Annotated in this window: 14 protein-coding genes; 5 read left to right on the forward strand and 9 right to left on the reverse strand. The window is 40.9% G+C overall.

The window, feature by feature from the left end; genetic code table 11:
- Nucleotides 1–172: 172 nt before the first annotated feature.
- The gene (locus RRG12_RS35625) at nt 173–3,274 is read right to left on the reverse strand and encodes a peptidase domain-containing ABC transporter (RefSeq protein WP_420762476.1); all 3,102 of its coding nucleotides are present in this window, start codon (nt 3,272–3,274) and stop codon (nt 173–175) included.
- Nucleotides 3,275–3,366: 92 nt separating this feature from the next.
- A complete protein-coding gene (locus RRG12_RS35630; RefSeq protein WP_069070474.1) occupies nt 3,367–3,966 on the reverse strand; it encodes a helix-turn-helix domain-containing protein in 600 nt (199 codons plus the stop codon).
- A gap of 1,710 nt (nt 3,967–5,676) precedes the next feature.
- Between RRG12_RS35630 and RRG12_RS35635 the strand changes: the two genes are divergently transcribed.
- From RRG12_RS35635 to RRG12_RS35645, 3 genes are all read left to right on the forward strand, one after another.
- On the forward strand, nt 5,677–6,888 hold the full coding sequence (locus RRG12_RS35635; RefSeq protein ID WP_420758009.1) for an endonuclease: 1,212 nt from the start codon (nt 5,677–5,679) through the stop codon (nt 6,886–6,888).
- 218 nt (nt 6,889–7,106) lie between these two features.
- Nucleotides 7,107–7,754: a Uma2 family endonuclease gene (locus RRG12_RS35640; RefSeq protein WP_420762493.1), complete on the forward strand. Its 648-nt coding sequence runs from the start codon at nt 7,107–7,109 to the stop codon at nt 7,752–7,754.
- A 100-nt stretch (nt 7,755–7,854) separates the two neighbouring features.
- Nucleotides 7,855–9,057 (forward strand): alpha/beta hydrolase, encoded by a 1,203-nt coding sequence (locus RRG12_RS35645; protein WP_420762477.1) that lies wholly within the window; start codon nt 7,855–7,857, stop codon nt 9,055–9,057.
- A gap of 59 nt (nt 9,058–9,116) precedes the next feature.
- Here the strand turns inward: RRG12_RS35645 and RRG12_RS35650 are convergent, their stop codons facing one another.
- On the reverse strand, nt 9,117–9,722 hold the full coding sequence (locus RRG12_RS35650) for a hypothetical protein (protein ID WP_420762478.1): 606 nt from the start codon (nt 9,720–9,722) through the stop codon (nt 9,117–9,119).
- Nucleotides 9,723–9,859: 137 nt separating this feature from the next.
- Here RRG12_RS35650 and RRG12_RS35655 point away from each other — a divergent pair, with 137 nt between their 5' ends.
- Entirely contained in the window at nt 9,860–10,291 is a 432-nt protein-coding gene (locus tag RRG12_RS35655) for a hypothetical protein (RefSeq protein WP_069070456.1), read from the forward strand.
- Nucleotides 10,292–10,541: 250 nt separating this feature from the next.
- Here the strand turns inward: RRG12_RS35655 and RRG12_RS35660 are convergent, their stop codons facing one another.
- From RRG12_RS35660 to RRG12_RS35675, 4 genes are all read right to left on the reverse strand, one after another.
- Nucleotides 10,542–10,820, reverse strand: a complete 279-nt coding sequence (locus RRG12_RS35660) for a YggT family protein (protein WP_069070457.1) — start codon at nt 10,818–10,820, stop codon at nt 10,542–10,544.
- Nucleotides 10,821–10,947: 127 nt separating this feature from the next.
- Nucleotides 10,948–11,301, reverse strand: coding sequence for a hypothetical protein (locus tag RRG12_RS35665; RefSeq protein WP_420762479.1), 354 nt, complete (start codon nt 11,299–11,301; stop codon nt 10,948–10,950).
- Between the two features lie 76 nt (nt 11,302–11,377).
- Entirely contained in the window at nt 11,378–12,028 is a 651-nt protein-coding gene (upp, locus tag RRG12_RS35670; RefSeq protein ID WP_069070459.1) for a uracil phosphoribosyltransferase, read from the reverse strand.
- Nucleotides 12,029–12,117: 89 nt separating this feature from the next.
- Nucleotides 12,118–12,270 (reverse strand): hypothetical protein, encoded by a 153-nt coding sequence (locus tag RRG12_RS35675; RefSeq protein ID WP_176727007.1) that lies wholly within the window; start codon nt 12,268–12,270, stop codon nt 12,118–12,120.
- A 124-nt stretch (nt 12,271–12,394) separates the two neighbouring features.
- Between RRG12_RS35675 and crtH the strand changes: the two genes are divergently transcribed.
- Nucleotides 12,395–13,885 (forward strand): carotenoid isomerase, encoded by a 1,491-nt coding sequence (gene crtH / locus RRG12_RS35680; RefSeq protein ID WP_420762480.1) that lies wholly within the window; start codon nt 12,395–12,397, stop codon nt 13,883–13,885.
- Nucleotides 13,886–14,100: 215 nt separating this feature from the next.
- Here the strand turns inward: crtH and RRG12_RS35685 are convergent, their stop codons facing one another.
- Together RRG12_RS35685 and RRG12_RS35690 are read right to left on the reverse strand one after the other, a co-directional pair.
- Nucleotides 14,101–15,615 (reverse strand): aminotransferase class I/II-fold pyridoxal phosphate-dependent enzyme, encoded by a 1,515-nt coding sequence (locus RRG12_RS35685; RefSeq protein WP_420762481.1) that lies wholly within the window; start codon nt 15,613–15,615, stop codon nt 14,101–14,103.
- Between the two features lie 246 nt (nt 15,616–15,861).
- Nucleotides 15,862–17,900, reverse strand: a 2,039-nt coding sequence (locus RRG12_RS35690; RefSeq protein ID WP_420762482.1) for an AAA family ATPase, incomplete at its 5' end; no start/stop codon positions are given.

The raw sequence follows: 17,900 nt of genomic DNA on the forward strand, positions 1-17,900 counted from the left end.
GAGGTGGATGAACGGAGTTTTGAGGTGGATGAACGGAGTTTTGAGGTGGATGAACGGAGTTTTGAGGTGGATGAACGGAGTTTTGAGGTGGATGAACGGAGTTCTGAGGTGGATGAACGGAGTCTCTAATTCCCCATTCCCCATTCCCCAGTCCCCAATCCCCAATCCCCATTCAACCTGTTTGCGCTAGTTGTTGCTGATTGAGATAGAAATAATGACCTTTTTTGGTGATTAATTGATCGTGAGTACCGCTTTCGACTAAAATTCCCCGATCTAAAACCAAAATCAAATCAGCATTACGCACAGTAGAAAGACGATGAGCAATGATTAAACTTGTGCGTCCTTGGAGAATTTTTTTGAGGTTATTCTGAATAATCCGCTCAGATTCAGCGTCTAAGTGACTGGTTGCCTCATCCAATACTAAGAAGCTGGGGTTTCCTAACAAAGCACGAGCGATCGCTAGGCGTTGGCGTTGTCCACCGGATAACATACCCCCACCTTCACCAATTTGGGTTTCGTAGCCCATTGGCATTTGCTTAATAAACTCATCTGCTCCTGCTAGACGCGCCGCTTCGATAACTTCTTCTTGGGAAGCTTCTGGATGAGCAATGCTAATGTTGTCGCGGATTGTACCGCCAAACAAAAATGTATCTTGGTCTACAACGCCAATTTGAGAACGGAGCGATCGCAGAGCAATATTAGTCACATCTTGACCATCAATCAATACTTTGCCATCCGTCGGCAGATATAGTCCCAAAATCAATTTAGAAAGGGTAGTTTTGCCAGAACCACTACGCCCTACAACTGCTATAGTTTGCTCAGGTTTGATTTCAAAGCTGAGGTTTTCTAACACGTTAATATCGCTTTCTGGGTGATAGCGAAAAGTCACATTCTCAAATAAAATATGACCACGTAAAATACTTAAAAATTGACGGGGCTGATGTTGTAAATCTTCTTCTGGCTCTGCTTCTAAAACATCATTAATTCGCTCCGTAGAAATAATCACTTCTTGTAATTGATTCCACAGAACAATCAGCCGTTGGAAAGGTCGAATAACGTTACCCAACAACATATTGAAGGCTACTAATTGTCCAATTGTCAATTGGTTTTGAATTACCTGCCATGCACCAAACCAAAGTAATCCCGTGGTTACTAGCGATTCGATACTGGAACTGAGAATTTGGAGTTGGTTACTAATTATCTGTCCACTAAATGTCTTTTTAATGACATTATTCAGCAGTTCTTCCCAATGCCAGCGTACTGTTTGCTCAATTGCCATAGAGCGAACTGAGCGAATACCTGTGAGGGATTGAATCAGATAACTGTTCTCTTTAGCTGAAGCATTAAAAACTTCGCGGCTGATGCGGCGCAAAAAAGGTGTAGCTATGAACGCTAGTAATACAAAAGGCGGCACGATCGCTAAACTGAATAATGCCATTTGCCAGCTATACCAAAACATCAATGCTACATAGACAAACACCGTCATTAAATCCAAACCAATTGATAGTGCTTCTCCAGTTAGAAAGCGCTGAATTTTTTGATTTTCTTGGACGCGAGATACAATATCGCCAACGTACCGCGACTCAAAAAATGCTAAGGGCAAACGAAAGGTATGTTTAATAAAACCTACCATCAGTGTTAATCCCAAGCGATTTGCTGTGTGATCCAGGAGATATTGCCGCAGTCCACTGAGAGCAACGCGAAAAAAACCAAAAATCAGCAACCCTAAACCAATGGCGTTTAAAGTCAGGGTACTACCTTGGACAATTACTCTATCTAAGAGCAACTGAGTAAATAGGGGTGTAATTAATCCAAATAACTGAATTAATATCGAAGCGATTAACACTTCTAGCAGCACTTGCGAGTGAGGTTTAACTAAATCAAAAAACTGCCAAAATGGTGTAATCGCTTCCTCGGTTTCTCTGAGTAGGTCTGTAGGTTGTAATAACAGTGCATAACCAGTCCAACCAACTTTAAATTCGCTGGGGGTAAGGGTGCGTTGACCGATGGCGGGATCGCCAACAATCACACGTTTTTTATTGACTTCATAGACAACAATGTAGTGCTTACCTTCCCAGTGAGCGATCGCAGGTAAAGGTTGTTGGGCTAATTTATCAAAGCTGGCTTTCACTGGACGGGTAGCAAAACCGATATTTTCGGCGGCGGCTGTTAAACCCCGCATTGATGCCCCACTCCGGCTGATGTTGGTTAAATCCCGTATGCGGTTGACATTAAAGCGCTTACCCCAATAGCGACTAATCATCACCAAACAAGCTGCACCACAGTCAGAGGCGCTTTGTTGTTCAAAGAACGGATACCGTTTAGTCAAGCGTCCCAACCAATGCCCAGCCCTGACTGTTGGGCTGGGAAAGTACGCCCGTTGTCTCCTTTGTTTTGGCTCAATGCTGGGGATTGGGTACTGGGGATTGGGTACTGGGGATTGGGTATTGTCAAAAGCCTTTCCTAATCCCCTGTCCCCTGTCCCCTGTTCCCTGTCCCCTGTCCCCTGTCCCCTGTCCCCTGTCCCCAATCTCTCTTGGAAGTCTATTAACTCTGCTAATTGCGGCCAATGCTGTAATGCTGTTTGCCAATCAGCATTGCTTAAACTGTAAGCGATCGCTGGTTGCCCTACCTCCCAACTTCCTTGTTTTGGACTCACATAGATGTTTCCAGGTGTGAATCTTCGCCCGTTAGAATCCAGCAGTTCTCCGCGATACAGTAACCAAAGCTTGATATCTCTAGTGAGATTGGGACTCAGGGAACCACTTTCCAGATTGTGCCGCTCAAATAGGCATAAAGCTTTAAACATCTCTTCCACAGAGCCATTACGCCCAATTAGGGAGTTCTGGCAACATAACAGCAGCAAATCCCAAACCTCTGCACGTCTTAAAAGGCGATCGCTGATGCTGCTATGTGTGCGAATAATCTCCTGTAAAATATCTTGGTTGATATAGCAAAGCTGTAAGTTTACTGAAGCCCTAGCAACATAAGGACTGAATTCCTCTCTTGGAAATAAAGTCAATTCGCCAAATGATGCTCCAGATAACAGAGTAGTAATTAAGTTATTAGAGCTATCCAACAGTCTGACTTTACCAGTCAGGACAATATAAATTCCAGGCTGGGCTGTAGTTGCGTGCCAAAACTGCTTTGCTACTGATGGTTCGACAATTTCCAGCCCTTTGAGACACCTGTCAAGTTCCCCGTCTGACAGCGACTCACCCAAACCTTGGGTGAGTTGTTCAGCTAAATATTGCTGAGAAAACGCTGATGGCATTTTCTGACCTCCAAAACAGTATTTGGGCATGGAGCATTGGGCATTGGGCATTGGTCAAATGACAAATGACAAATGACAAATGACAAATAAATTTAGTTATTGGTCTGAATCAGATTAAATGACCAATGCAAACTCGGTTCGGAGTTAGATTGCAAGTCACCAATCGTAATGCCAGCATCCTTATTTAGGTCAGTTTCTTGTAAACAGGGATTTTTACGCTTAGTGGAAAGTCCCATTTTTTTTAGCAAGCGGTTAACATGGCGATCGGTAATTGCAATCCCAAATTCATTTGCTAAATGCTTGCTTAACCATTGGGCTGTCCAGTAAGTAAATGCATAACCATATTCACGCGGACTATTACTCACCAATTCTTTCAAACGTTCAATGTATTGATCGTTAACAGTCTTAGGTCTACCAATTGGGCGCTCATTCCATTTGTGCGCTAAACCTGCCTCTGCCACACCAATCCAATATCGTGCCATTTCCTGAGAACAACTTAATATTTCACAGATTTGACTTTGAGATTTACCCATATCCGCCAGCAGCATAATTTCAATCCGCCGCCGATATTCTGGCTGTAAATTCGCTTGCAAATTTTTCAACAGTGCCTTCCGTTGAAAAGGCGTTAAAAATTTGCTCTCGTGCATGTCATAGCATTCAAAAGCTCTGTCTTGACTGGAGTATTCTGACATAATTTTTATCAGTTGCCGCCAACTGTGAAATGTGGGCAAATATGTCTTTTGCAATTGTTTTTTCAATCCTGGTTCACCAGGATATGCAACTGCAAAACTAATTAGTCCTAGAAGGTTGATTAAATATTGACGTGGTGTGCAAATAACGCTAGGTATTATTCCCCTAATATTCTGATATTTTAGGGATTCACTTCATTCGGTCAGATTTTAATAAATCAAAATTCGACCTTAATGGTCTTCACTTGGAATAAAAATACTTAAAACTAGTAAACTAATCACTTGATAACCGCTAAAAGTTGACAGACTGTCCTGAAGCCCGGTGAAATAATGGTTTTGGTTAAGACCATTGCCCCTGATTGATGGTAATAGGCAAACACTTTCGAGGCTTCGAGTAGCCCTTACATTGATGATTTTACTGAATTATACAATACGGGTTTATAGATTAACCTCCTAATATTTAGGTAGGTTAAGTTTTGATTACCAACAAGAGCTTGAATCTTTTTCAATGACTTGGAAACTAAAAACAGTAAAGGTCAGGTATGAGTAAATATTTAGTCCTTAGACTATCTTACAAACTAGCTAGTTTGTCATCAGTATGTAGTAATAAATTTGAACCTATCTGAAAGAAAAGTTCAATCGAGAAGCGACAGTTACTTAATCTTTTCCTTAGTCCACTTTTCTTTATTTAAGAACAATCCTACCTTTAGTCAATAGTTTTTACAATAAACAAAAAAATATAATCAAAACTTGACAATATCTTTATCAAAATCTTACAATTTTCTTGCTGAAAAAATCAAAAGGTTAGTTATTAAATTTTCTTTTGAAATAATCATTGGTAATTTAAATTTTCTTATCGCAATAAATAATTTTAGGATACATTACTTGTCGTTTACTAAAAAAATAGTATTTTTCTTAATTTATCCCACATCTACATCTGTCCCTAGTAATAAAACCACATCCATTACTATCTGCCAAATTTCCTATATCGATATCTATCTATAGTATGAAAATAATTTAGGTTGGCATCAAAGATTGCCAATAGTTATTGAGCTTACAGTCTAAAAGTTTAACTATAGTTAAATATGATTTAAGACAAGTGCCCAGCTTACGTATAGTTCAAAAATGAAATATAGGACTAGTATTTTATTTTTGAACTATACGTAGGGTGTGTTAGCACGGAACGCATCCTACAAGACCACTGAGTTTTAAAAAAAATTATGATTACTATAGAATATTTATATGTGAGACGCATTTGCAAATAATTAGCTCTAGCTTGAGTTGATCATTCATTGTTTTTTTGCAAGAAGTATATTTAAACACTTAATTCTCAGTATATTTTAGGTTTAATACCTTCCTTTTTAAGAATTATTAGGGAGGAGAAAGTCTTAATTGAACCTTATTGCGCTATCTACAAGGTATCCTTTTCTGAATTTCCAGTTAATCGGCATTGAGCCATAAGTGCTTGAGTAACAACTCAAATCAAATAATTTCCTTCATTATCGGGAAATGACTGAGGACAAATTGTAGTAACAAATAGAAACTAAATCAGGAACCAAAACCTCTGGGAACTCCAGAGGTTTTTTCTTCACTCTAGACAATGAGGGAGTGGGGAATGGCTTTCAAGGGTAGGTATTTAATAAAGGCGTATTTTTGCAGGTAAAATACTATCTAGCTTTTATCAGCAGAATTACTACGGGTGCAGGAGGGTGAATGCAAGTAGGAAAAAGCGAGGAATTAAGAGAATGGACTAGAAAAGTAATTGAAAAAATGCCAAATCTCACAAAACCTCAAGCTGTTGTACTGGCAATGTGGACTTTTGGGATAGTAATGACCCAATCAAGTGGACTGACAACGGTTTCAGTATTTTTAGCAGAACTACTGGGTAAAAAGGAGAATACTATACGTCAGCAACTGCGGGAATGGTATCGAGACGCAGAAGATAAAACAAAAACTGGTCGAACTTCATTGGATGTGACATCTTGTTTTAGTCCACTACTATCTTGGATTCTAAGTCTTTGGCCTAAAGGTGAAAAACGTCTAGCATTGGCAGCAGATGCTTCAACTTTAAGCGATCGCTTTACTGTATTAGCAATTAGCATTGTTTACCGTGGCTGTGGAATTCCAATTGCCTGGAAAATAGTTGAAGCTACCATTCCTGGAAGTTGGAAACCTCACTGGGAAGAATTATTTCGCCATATAGACAAAACTGTACCACCAGATTGGTTTGTAATTGTCACCACAGATAGAGGGCTTTATGCTGAGTGGTTGTATCAACAAATCTTGAACTGTGGTTGGCATCCTTTTATGCGGATTAACCTTCAGGGGCAGTTTCAAATTAAAGGTACTGTTTCTTGGCTACCTCTAAATACTCTTGTTCGAGAAGTTGGTCAGTCATTTGAGTCATTGGTAACTTGTTTCAAAAGTAACCCGATTGAATGTACATTGTTAGCCCGTCATGACGAGGGCTATGCCGAACCTTGGTTAATTCTCACCGATTTACAACCCGAAGTTGCGGATGCTTGTTGGTATTCGATGCGCTCTTGGATTGAATGTCTATTTAAAGACGGTAAAAGAGGTGGTTTTGCTTGGCATCAAACTAAAATGACAGATACCAAACGAGCCGAGAGACATTGGTTAGCGATCGCAATCGCTACTTTATGGCAGGTTAGTGTTGGAGGTGCTATTGATGCCAATTTGCCTATTAGTAGTTTAGACGAATTACCACAAACCCACGTTGCACGACGCAATTTGAAAAATAGTGTCTTCCATCGTTGTCTCTCATGTTTCCGTCGTGGATTTTTAGTGATTAAGGCTGCCGTTCTTAATCGTCTTCCCCTACCTCAAGGTAGCTTTTTCCCTGAACCTTGGCCTTCCTTGACTCCACAACTCCATGTCTCTCAAATCACCCTCTCTACTGCCTGATTTTTAAATACCTACCCTTGAAAGGTGGGGAATGGGGAATGGGAATGTAAGAGCGATCGCCCCCGTGTACACTTCTATGAGGGGGTTGTTTGAGTAGGCGACATCCGACGACAAGCTGCGGCGTATCCAAGCATAGCGATGAAGTAGCAAAAATTGTCGCCCCGTCAGTTCAACTGGAGTAAGCTAAATTTAGATTTGAGCTATTAGGAGTGGAGATGATGTTGTTGGAATTAAAGCGCATCTACATTCCACCAGGACAAAGAGTGCTACTGCGAGATGTAACCTGGCAGGAATTGGAAGCAATTCTAGAGGATTTAGGGGAACACCGGGCAGCACGAATTGCTTATGACAGGGGAATACTAGAGATTATGGCACCACTGCCAGAACATGAATATGACAAAGAAATTATTGGTGATTTAGTCAAAGCGCTTCTAGAAGAGGTAAGTACTGAGTTCATCAGCCTCGGTTCTACCACTTTCAAAAACCAAGTGATGGCTCAAGGTATAGAACCCGATCAGTGTTTCTATATAAAAAATGAATCCAAGATTCGCGGCAAGAAGCGGCTAGATTTAGCAGTAGATCCTCCTCCAGATTTAGCTCTAGAAATTGATATTACTTCTCGGACTCATCCTAATATTTATGAAGCGCTAAAAGTGCCTGAACTTTGGCGTTTTGAGCGAGGAAAGCTCCAAATTAACGTTCTACAAAATGGGCATTATGTAGAATCTCAGCAAAGCTTAAATTTTCCTCTATTCCCACTAATTGCAGCGATTCCCCAATATCTAGAGCAAAGTACAACAGCAGGCAGAAATGCAACGCTCAAAGCTTTTCGTCTTTGGGTGCAACGGCAAATACAACAGCAATGAGTGATGCTTTCATCGCCATTTAGAATATAGAACTATTGCCAACCTTAGCATTAGCGGATAAATTGTACTTCTTCGGAGTCTTTATTCCCGCACTTTATCTATGTTTGCTAAACCCAAAATAATTTTATCATGGCTTATCTTATTTCTAAGTTTTACAAGTCTATTTCTTAGCTCTTGGATTATTCTTGCTGCCCCAAATATGTTTTTACTCAGGCTAGCAGTGGGAGCGCCAGAAGTCAGTCCTTGGTTATTATTATTAAATTTGCTCTTTTTATTGCTTTCTTTATTCTACATCCGTCGCCGTAAAATACAGCGTTTAGTTTGCATTTTCAGTTTAATCGGATTGGTAATTTGTGGCTCGGTGCTAGTGAATATCCCACTAACTCAAATGCAGATGGCTAAAGCGATGAAACAAGGGTTGGGAGCAAATTATTTAGAGCAAATTCCAGTCCAAGTAATGGCTAAGATGCAAATCCATCCCTTTGACTTAGTTAATTTCTTCCGGGGTATTCCATTAGGTAAAACGCGTCATCAAAAAGATATTCTCTTTGCTTCGCCTGCGGGAGTGCCTTTAAAAATGGAAGTTTACCAACCCTCAGAGGTAGGGAAATATCCAGCAGTGGTAGTAATTTATGGTGGAGCTTGGCAATATGGCAATCCTGGCGCTAATTCTGAGTTTAATCAATATATTGCTAATCATGGATATACAGTATTTGCGATCGCCTATCGACACGCACCAAAATATCGGTTTCCATCTCAGTTAGATGATGTGCGTACAGCCTTGAATTTTATTCGCCAACATGCAGCTGAATATGAAGCTGATCCTGAACGGATGGTACTTTTAGGGCGTTCTGCGGGAGCGCATTTAGCAATGCTAGCGGCTTATCAACCAGATGCACCACCTATTCGTGCTGTGGTGAACTATTACGGGCCTGTTAACTTACCAGGAGGATACAAAACACCGCCAAATCCCGATCCTATTAACACCCGTGCTGTTTTAAAAGCATTTATCGGTGGTTCTTTAGAAGAATTACCTAATCAGTATCAAATTGCTTCACCGATAAATTACCTAACGCATCCTTTACCGCCAACTTTATTAATTTACGGTAGTCGTGACCATTTGGTAGAAGCACGATTTGGTAGAAAGATGTATCAACGTTTACATGACTCTGGTAATACTGCGGTTTTTCTAGAAATTCCTTGGGCAGAACACGCTTTTGATGCTGTTTTTAATGGTGTGAGCAATCAATTAGCGTTGTATCATACCGAAAGGTTTTTGGCTTGGGCGTTGTTCAAGCAATAATTTCATTGAGGTTAGAGAGACGCGATAAATCGCCGTCTCTACAAGGAATTTATAGACTACTATTTTTGAGGCCAGCGCCAGTTATAACGATTCCATTCGTAGATGCCTTGAATTTCATACTCAGCGCCGTTGAAGAAGCGGACGACGCAATTAGTAGAGGAGTCATCGCTAATTTCTTCGATCTGAATCACCATACAGGGAAACCATTCGCGCTGACAAGGGCCATCTTCTTGCACCCATTCCCATAGTGCATTGGAAACTTCAATGCGATCGCCTACCTTTAACTTGAGTGCATCCTCAAAATAATAATACTTCTCAAAATGACATGACTCAACACGATTCAACCACTGTAAACCATAGCGTTGGCGAATGAATTGTACTGTTCCAGAGTCATTTTCTAGCAACCAGTCGTTGAGTAATTGCACTTTCCAAGTGCGGTTACGTTGTTCTTCATTCTTAACAAACTGTAAAAATGCTTCTAACTCCTCTGGGGTAAGTTCGTCTAAGGGATTAGCAATATTTGACGTCCCAGAGGTAGAATTTCCCTGAATTTGCTCGACCACTTGCAGTAATATCTGTTTCTGCGCGTCAGTGAGAGGACAGCTTGCGACATCACAACGATTAAAAGCTGCGAGCATAGCTGCTTCAATCTCATCTGGAGTCATAATTTAATAGCAATTGAGGGTTTATTTCCCTAATTATTACAAAGGTTAAATTAAAGTCTCCAATTACCCTGTACTTAAATTCAGGTAAGCTGAGGTTATAAGTTAAATAATTATTAGATTAAGTCACGGGGTCTTTTATGCGGTTGCGCTCACTCACGGTCGTTTTTATTTCCTGTATGATCACCTTTCTATCGTGGGTGATTATTCCCCCAGCTATAGCCCTGACACAGATTAAACTATTTGACGTATCTTATAAAGATTGCCCACCAGAACTAGCAGAAGGGGCTGTTATCAGTAGTGGTAGTGCAGCAGCCAATTGTTTTATTGTCATTGGCAAAGCAGAAAATGGCACTAATAAAACAGTCTACGACGCAGATATTTTTGGACGCATCTATGATGCTAATAATGACTCGGTGATGCAAAACCGGACTCGCTTAGGTTCTATTACTGAGGTGCCACCAGGCATCAGCGATTTTGAATTAAGAATTTCTGTACCTGCTAATCAGCCAACTCCCTTGAAGCTAAAGCAGTTCAAGGCTGCTGGGTTTAGCGGCCAAGTGCGTAGATAATAATATAATACTCAATACTTGTAGGGAAAAGGGAAAGAAAAAACCTTTAACTCAAACTCAGTAACCTTTTTCCCAAAAACAAATTCCAATTTAAAATCCAAAACCTGAGCAGTATTTATATAATACTCAGTCGTACAGAATTAATACTGAATTCTGAATTCTGACTCCTGAGTTCTGAATTCTTCTTATAAAAATTGTAGAGACGCCAATTGTGAAAGCGTCTCTACAAAAGTTTTGATTGGGGTACTAATCAAAATCCCTGGACGAATGGCAGACGAGTTAGGGTTCTGAGAAACTCTCCAGCTAAGTTGAGTGCTAAGAAAGCTAAAATCGGAGAAAAATCCATACCGCCCAATGGGGGAATAATTGAGCGGAATAAATTTAGATAAGGGTCGGTTATCTGGGCTAAAGCGGCAAATGGCTGGTTATACCAGTTGATTGTCGGGAACCAGGTCAACAAAACCCGGATAATTAGCAAATAGCTATAAAAGGTAACAAAGGTTACTAGTGTCGTAATCAGTAAACTCATGGATAGCTGTGTTTCCTACTAAGTGTCAAACGCGGTCTTATCTTTTAATTTTAATTTAGTCCATGTCATGCTGTTTGCGGATTTCACGTTTACCACACTTGACACTTTCACCACGCCTGAACAAACTTCAGGAGTCTTTAGTGAGGGAACGGTCATTGGCTGCTTGGGATGCACCGCCATTCACATTCCCCAGTTGCTTCCGCACTTCATCAATTGTGGCATTTAGCTGGGCAATTTTATCTTCTAGCGATCGCCTGGCCGTTTCTATGCCGATGCTTTCGCTTTCTGAGGCTTTCATCTGACGCCGCTTTGCTGCTATTCTCTTAGCTTCGGCTTGGCTATCTGTCAGTTCTATTTCCTCCTCACCTAGCAATTCTGGCTCGCGTCGAGAAGCAATCAATGCTCCGATAACACCGCCAAATACGCCACCGACAAATGCCCCTGCTATAAAACCACTACCAAAACCATCTCGCTGACTCATAATCTTTACCGCCTTCAACAAACCTTGCAACTTTTATAGTAGTTATGCTACTTTCCTGCCCTAGCTGCATACTAGCTTAAGTCCCAAAAATGCGATCGCCTGCATCTCCCAATCCCGGTACAATATACCCCTGGTTATTCAGTTTTTCGTCAATAGTGGCGGTGTAAATTATTAAACCTGGATAAGCTTCACTCAATTTTTGCAAAGCTGGTGGAGCCGCTACTACACAAACAATCCGAGTCAGGCTTGGATCTACACCCCTTTGTGTTAATTCTGCCATTGTCGTCATCATCGACCCTCCTGTTGCCAACATTGGATCGGTAATTAACACTCGTGTTTGGGGGTCAAACTTTTCTGGTAACTTGTTCAGATAACAATGAGATTGCAGTGTCTCTTCATCTCGCACTAAGCCAAAGTGATAAATCGATGCCAAAGGTAATAAAGTCTGCGCTCCCTCAAGTAATCCTAGTCCAGCCCGCAGAATCGGTACTACTGCCATAGGCACTTGCGGATCAATCACCGTTGCTGGACAAATATCTAAAGGAGTCTGTACCGTTGTTTCTTGGGTCGGAAACCAGTCTCGTGCAGCTTCATAAGTTAGCCATCTTCCCAACTCAGTCATGGCACTGCGAAATAATACTGAAGGTGTGCCTGCATCACGGGCAACTGCTAGCCAGTGTTTGATCAGGGGATGGGGTGGAACATAAACGCGCAATTGTAGCGTCATAGCCAGAAACAAGCGCCTTTTTATTGTATAAGAACTGAAACACCATAATACTCTTTCCTGCATTAGGCTGACAGCTAAAAATTAACACTCTAAATTTTATTGATAAACTTTTTCATTAGCAGTTGACATAAATTCTCAATCAAGGCTATATTGTTATACAGTGTTCTCCTCTCTTTTAAGGATCGGCAGACGGGATTAGCCAGCAGCAGCAGGCTCGTCCCTCTTTTTTTTTGATTAGTCATTTGTCATTGGTCATTGGTCATTAGTAAATATTGATTGACTCTGGACAAATAACAAAGGACAAATAACATAGACGCTTCTGCGGCTTCCCGTAGGGTAGGACAAATGACAAAGGACAAATGACAAATGACCATTGACGCAATCGTAATTGGGTCTGGGATTGGTGGGTTAGTAACAGCGACCCAGTTAGCAGCGAAGGGAGCGAAAGTGCTGGTACTGGAACGTTATTTGATTCCAGGTGGTAGCGCTGGTTATTTTGAACGCCAAGGCTATCGATTTGATGTTGGGGCATCAATGATTTTTGGACTGGGAGAGAATGGTACTACTAACTTACTCACCCGTGCATTATCAACTGTAAATGTCAGCCAAGAAGCGATCGCAGATCCGGTGCAGATTCACTATCATCTACCCGAAGGTTTAGACTTGAAGGTTGACCGGGTTTATGAAAAATTTTTGCAAAATCTTATTGCTCATTTTACCCATGAAGAACAGGGGATTCGTCGCTTTTATGACGAATGCCAAAAAGTATTCAAGTATCTCAACAGCATGGATTTGCTGTCGCTGGAAGAACCTCGGTATCTACTACGAGTCTTTTTGCAGCATCCTTTGGCATGTCTCGGTTTAGCTAAGTACCTGCCCCAAAATGCCGGAGATGTGGCACGGCGTTACATCAAAGACCCGCAATTATTGAAATTTATCGATATGGAATGTTATTGCTGGTCGGTGGTTCCATCAGATATGACACCAATGATTAATGCTGGGATGGTCTTTTCTGACAGGCATTATGGCGGAGTTAATTATCCCAAAGGCGGAGTGGGACAAATTGCCCAAAAACTGGTGGAAGGTCTAGAGAAAGCTGGAGGTAAGATTCAGTACCAAGCTAGAGTCACAAAAATTCTCACAGAACAAGGAAAAGCAGTAGGTGTACAACTGGCTAATGGTAAGGTCTATCGGGGTAAACGCATAGTTTCAAATGCTACACGCTGGGATACATTTGAACAATTATTACCAGCAGAAGCAATGCCACATAATGAGAAAAAGTGGCAACAAAATTATCAAAAATCTCCAAGCTTCTTGAGTTTGCACATTGGGGTAAAGGAGTCAGTTTTACCTGCGGGGACAGAGTGTCACCATATTTTGCTGGAAGATTGGGAAAAGATGACAGCAGCAGAAGGTACGGTTTTTGTTTCGATTCCTACATTGCTTGACCCAGATTTAGCACCAAATGGATATCACATCATTCACGCCTTCACGCCTCACTGGATTGATGATTGGCAAAAACTTTCTGTGAGTGAGTACGAAGCGAAGAAAGAAGAGGCGGCTTGGCGAATTATTGACCGCCTAGAGAAGATTTTTCCAGGTTTAGATGCCGGATTGGATTATCTGGAAGTGGGGACACCGCGCACCCATCGGCGCTTTTTGGGTCGTAAAGATGGCACTTATGGGCCAATTCCCCGGCGCAAGTTGTGGGGTTTATTGAATATGCCATTTAATCGCACAGCTATTCCAGGACTTTATTGTGTTGGGGATAGCACCTTTCCAGGTCAAGGATTGAATGCAGTAGCTTTTTCTGGGTTTGCTTGTGCCCATCGCATTGCTGTAGATTTAGGATTTTAATCTACATCAATCAAGTTAGGAACTTCCAACAAATGAAAAAGAATTTAGAATTCAGAATTCAGAATTCAGGAGTCAGAATTCAGGAGTCAGGAGTCAGAATCAAATACAGAATACCCAACAGAATTCTGAATCCAGAATTTTGTTCGATAAATTATTCAATCATGTAACGTAGGCATCATGCCAATAGTGTGAAGTTAAGAAAAGGAGTTAGGAGGTTATTTTACAACTTTCAAAGTTTTCAGAGTAGTATCAGCACAACCACTAATAAATCCCCCCATTTTCTGGATTTGTTGGAGGTAATCAAGGATGGATTTTGTGATAACTTCTCCCGGCATTAATAAGGGAATTCCTGGAGGATAGGGACAGACAATTTCGCTACAGATGCGTTTATTAGTATGTGTCAAAGGTAGTATTTCACTAATAGCAAAAAAGGCTTCACGGGGAGAACAATATAAAGCATGAGTCTGTGTAGTGAAAAGATCCTGCCACAGATGGCTTTTAATAGTCAAATTGGTTCGACGATATTTTTCGGCAAGAGTGGTAAAACCTTGCACCAGTTGCTCAATATCATCTGGGGTGTTGCCCAAACTAATGATAAATGTGAGATGTTCCAGTGAGGCGAATTCAGCGGTGACATCTAATTTTTCATCAAGAATTTCATCTGCCTCAAATCCGGTTAAACCTAAACCAGAAACAGTGACAGTTAATCGGGTTTTGTCTAAAGCTATAAAGCCGGGATATCCTCTCAGCCCACCTATAGAAGAAGATCCCCCCAACCCCCCTTGAGAAGGGGGGCTAAGAATCTGTAAGACAGATAATCCAGGAATTTGATTGATTCGGGTTCTAGCTTCGTCAGCAAGTTGCAAAGTGCGAGACATCAGCATTTTTCCGTGGAGTGCCATTTGCTGACGCGCTGCATCTAAAGAAGCTAAAAGTAAATAACTAGGACTGGTAGATTGTACAAGCTGCAAAGCTTTACTGATGCGATCGCAATCTATCCTCTCACCTCGGACGTGCAGCATTGATGCTTGTGTCATTGCACCAAGTACTTTGTGGATGGATTGTACAGTTAAATCGGCACCTGCGGCTAAAGCTGGAGTGGGTAATTCTGGATGAAAGGCAAAGTGTGCGCCATGTGCCTCATCTACGAGTAGAGGAATATTGTATTGATGTGTGATATTGGCGATCGCACTCAAATCTCCACAAACACCGTAATATGTTGGATAAACTACCAACACTGCTTTTGTGTCGGGATGCTGTTGGAGTGCAGATTGTACAGCGTTAGGCGTGATGCTATGGGCAATATCTAAAACTGGATCGTATTCAGGATTGAGAAAAATGGGTATTGCACCGGAGAGAATTAAACCTGCGATCGCAGAAGAATGCACATTTCGAGGCAAAATTATTTTATCGCCTGTGCCGCAGGTAGCAAGAATTGCCGCTTCAATCCCACAGGTAGAACCGTTGACAAGGAACCATGTTTGCGAAGCGCCAAATGCTTCAGCCGCTAGTTGTTGTGCTTCTTGAATAACGCCTTGGGGTGCAAAGAGATTATCTAAATCTGCTAATTCGGTTAAATCAGCGCGAAACACGGCTTTACCAAATAAATCAGCTAAGGGTTGAGAAATTCCCTTACCTAGCTTATGTCCTGGGGTGTAAAAAGGCGCATGAGGTCTTGCTGCATTGGCTTTTAAGGCATCTAATAGAGGTGTTTGGTTTTGATTGAGCATTTTTGAAAAAACGAACCCTCAATGATAAAATTTAAAGTCATTCATAGACCAATACAGTTCAGAATGAGCAACAAAACACTTGTAGAGACGGCGATTTATCGCGTCTCGAAAACCCAAAATTGTTGCCAGTAGCCCTTAACTGAACCGTATTTATTCATAGACGATAGAAAAGTTTAAATATTGGATACTATAGTCACAACAAAAAGGTTGCGTTGTGTGCCTTCTCTAATTCCTTACTTTAAATAATTAGCTTTTTACTGCACGCTCTCTCACCCATTGTTTTAACAGAGGAATTTCAAAATCATATCCTCCATTGATTTTGTGTAAAATATGATAACGCAACAAGCGGGTTAATACCTTTTCAGCAATTTCAGTAGTTATAGGTAATAAAATATCTGTCTTGGCAACTTGTAATAATAATTCTTGACCAATTACCATTTCTTCTGGTGTAGTTCCTGTAAATTCTGTCCAAATATTTGTAAAATAAGGCTGACCAGAAGTAAATGCGTCATTAATAGAAGCTTGCAAGAGTTCAGCAGTAATCAAATCAGTATGGTTAAAGTTAGCTTGATTCACCATTGATGCACCCAATAATTGTAGGCAGTAAGGGTGACAATTGGTAAGCATTAATACTTTTTTTACAATGTCTGGAGCGTAACGCAGTGTAAAAGCTGGATCTGGATTAAGCAGTAAATCCTCGGCTTCGTTAGGTTCAAGATAAAGCATTTCTATCGGGACAACGCTGATAAAATAGTTACTCCAATTTGGGCCTAATTCCTCTAAAGTTTGTACCCCAGAAAAAAGAAAACCGAGTTGTTCATAATGTTGAATTAAGTGGCGCAGTTGGTCAAATAAACGTAAAGTTATCTGTCCATTTTGGATAGCAGTACCGATTTTTTCAAATTCATCAAGGTTAAGAAGGATGCGCCGTTCTCCAATTTTGGCAAATGCTTCATCGAACCAATCTTCTAAAGTGGTATAGGGACTTGCTTGAAAATCAGTGCGTTTAGGAATGTTTGGTAATTGAACGCCTTGACTTTTGCAGTCTTTATGAATTGCACGAACTAAGCCAAAGCAAAAGTCAGATTCGCTGGTGGTAATGGCGGAACTTTGCATATCCACAAATACGGGGAGGATATCACTGGGAAGTAGGCGGGGAAAGTTATACAAAAAGGAAGTTTTACCACAGCGACGGGGGCCATGCAGCACAAGGGTAGGTCGGTCACGGTCTAAAACTCGACGGACAACTTCATTGGCAAATCTCTGACGACCTTTAAACAAGTTTTTTTGGTCAAGTCGCACCGGATTTCCATATTGGAACGGGTTGATTAGTTCGCCTTGAGAGAGTTTGCTTTGTTCATTTTGTTCCTGTTCAATAACGCTTTGCCAATGTTCTAGTACAGGTGTCCAGCGTTTGATGGCTTGGTCTTTAAGTCCAAGAGAGGGTAATTGGGATTGTAATCGAACAAGCTTGTTATTGATTCGTTCTAATCCTCGTTCTCGTAGGGCTATATTTTCATTTTCGAGCGCAGATTGAATATCTTGAATAATAATTTGCAAGCGAGGGAGAAGGATAGAAAGTTCGGGTTTAACCTTCGGTAAAGGTGTTTCTGGAGTGGGGGTATTGCTGTCAGAATCGAGGTGATAGAAGGGGGAAATCAGGAAGGTTAATATGGGATGATCTGAGTTGGCAGTAAAGATTAGTTCTGGAATACTTTTAATTTGCTTGAGTTGATCGGCAACAATTTGTGGTAAGGCATTTTGCAGGGTTATTTCAAATCCTGGTAAGGAAAAAGTTTGGGTATATTGAAAGATTGTTAAGGCTTGTTGAGGTCTTTCACGAAATTCAGAAACAAGAAGTTGAGCATGATTAGGTAAAGGTATCCACAGGAGTTCGCTAGTGTAAGGAGGTAATTGAAAAAGTATTTTTGCTGTTTGGGGACGTAACCACCTAATTGTTGAATCTGAAAATCTGAAAAGTTTTAGTAAATAATGAGGAAATATATAATAACTACCTAAAGAGATAAAGTAATAATCAGGAAATATTCTGTAATAGCTGACTAAGGTTACAGGGATAATTAATGCTGAACCCCATCCTAAATTTTGGGCAGAAAGAGCTATTAAAATCACTGTAGTGGTGATAAAAACTCTGTTGTTTTTTGCTGGTGCAAAAGCAAAAGCGATTAAACTTGCAACAAGCGAAAACCAAGTAAGCGGTAAAGTCGCAACTCCTGCCACGACTACCGCCACGACTACCGCCACGACTACCGCCATGACTACCGCCA

It is taken from the genome of Nostoc sp. CALU 546 (assembly GCF_048836525.1).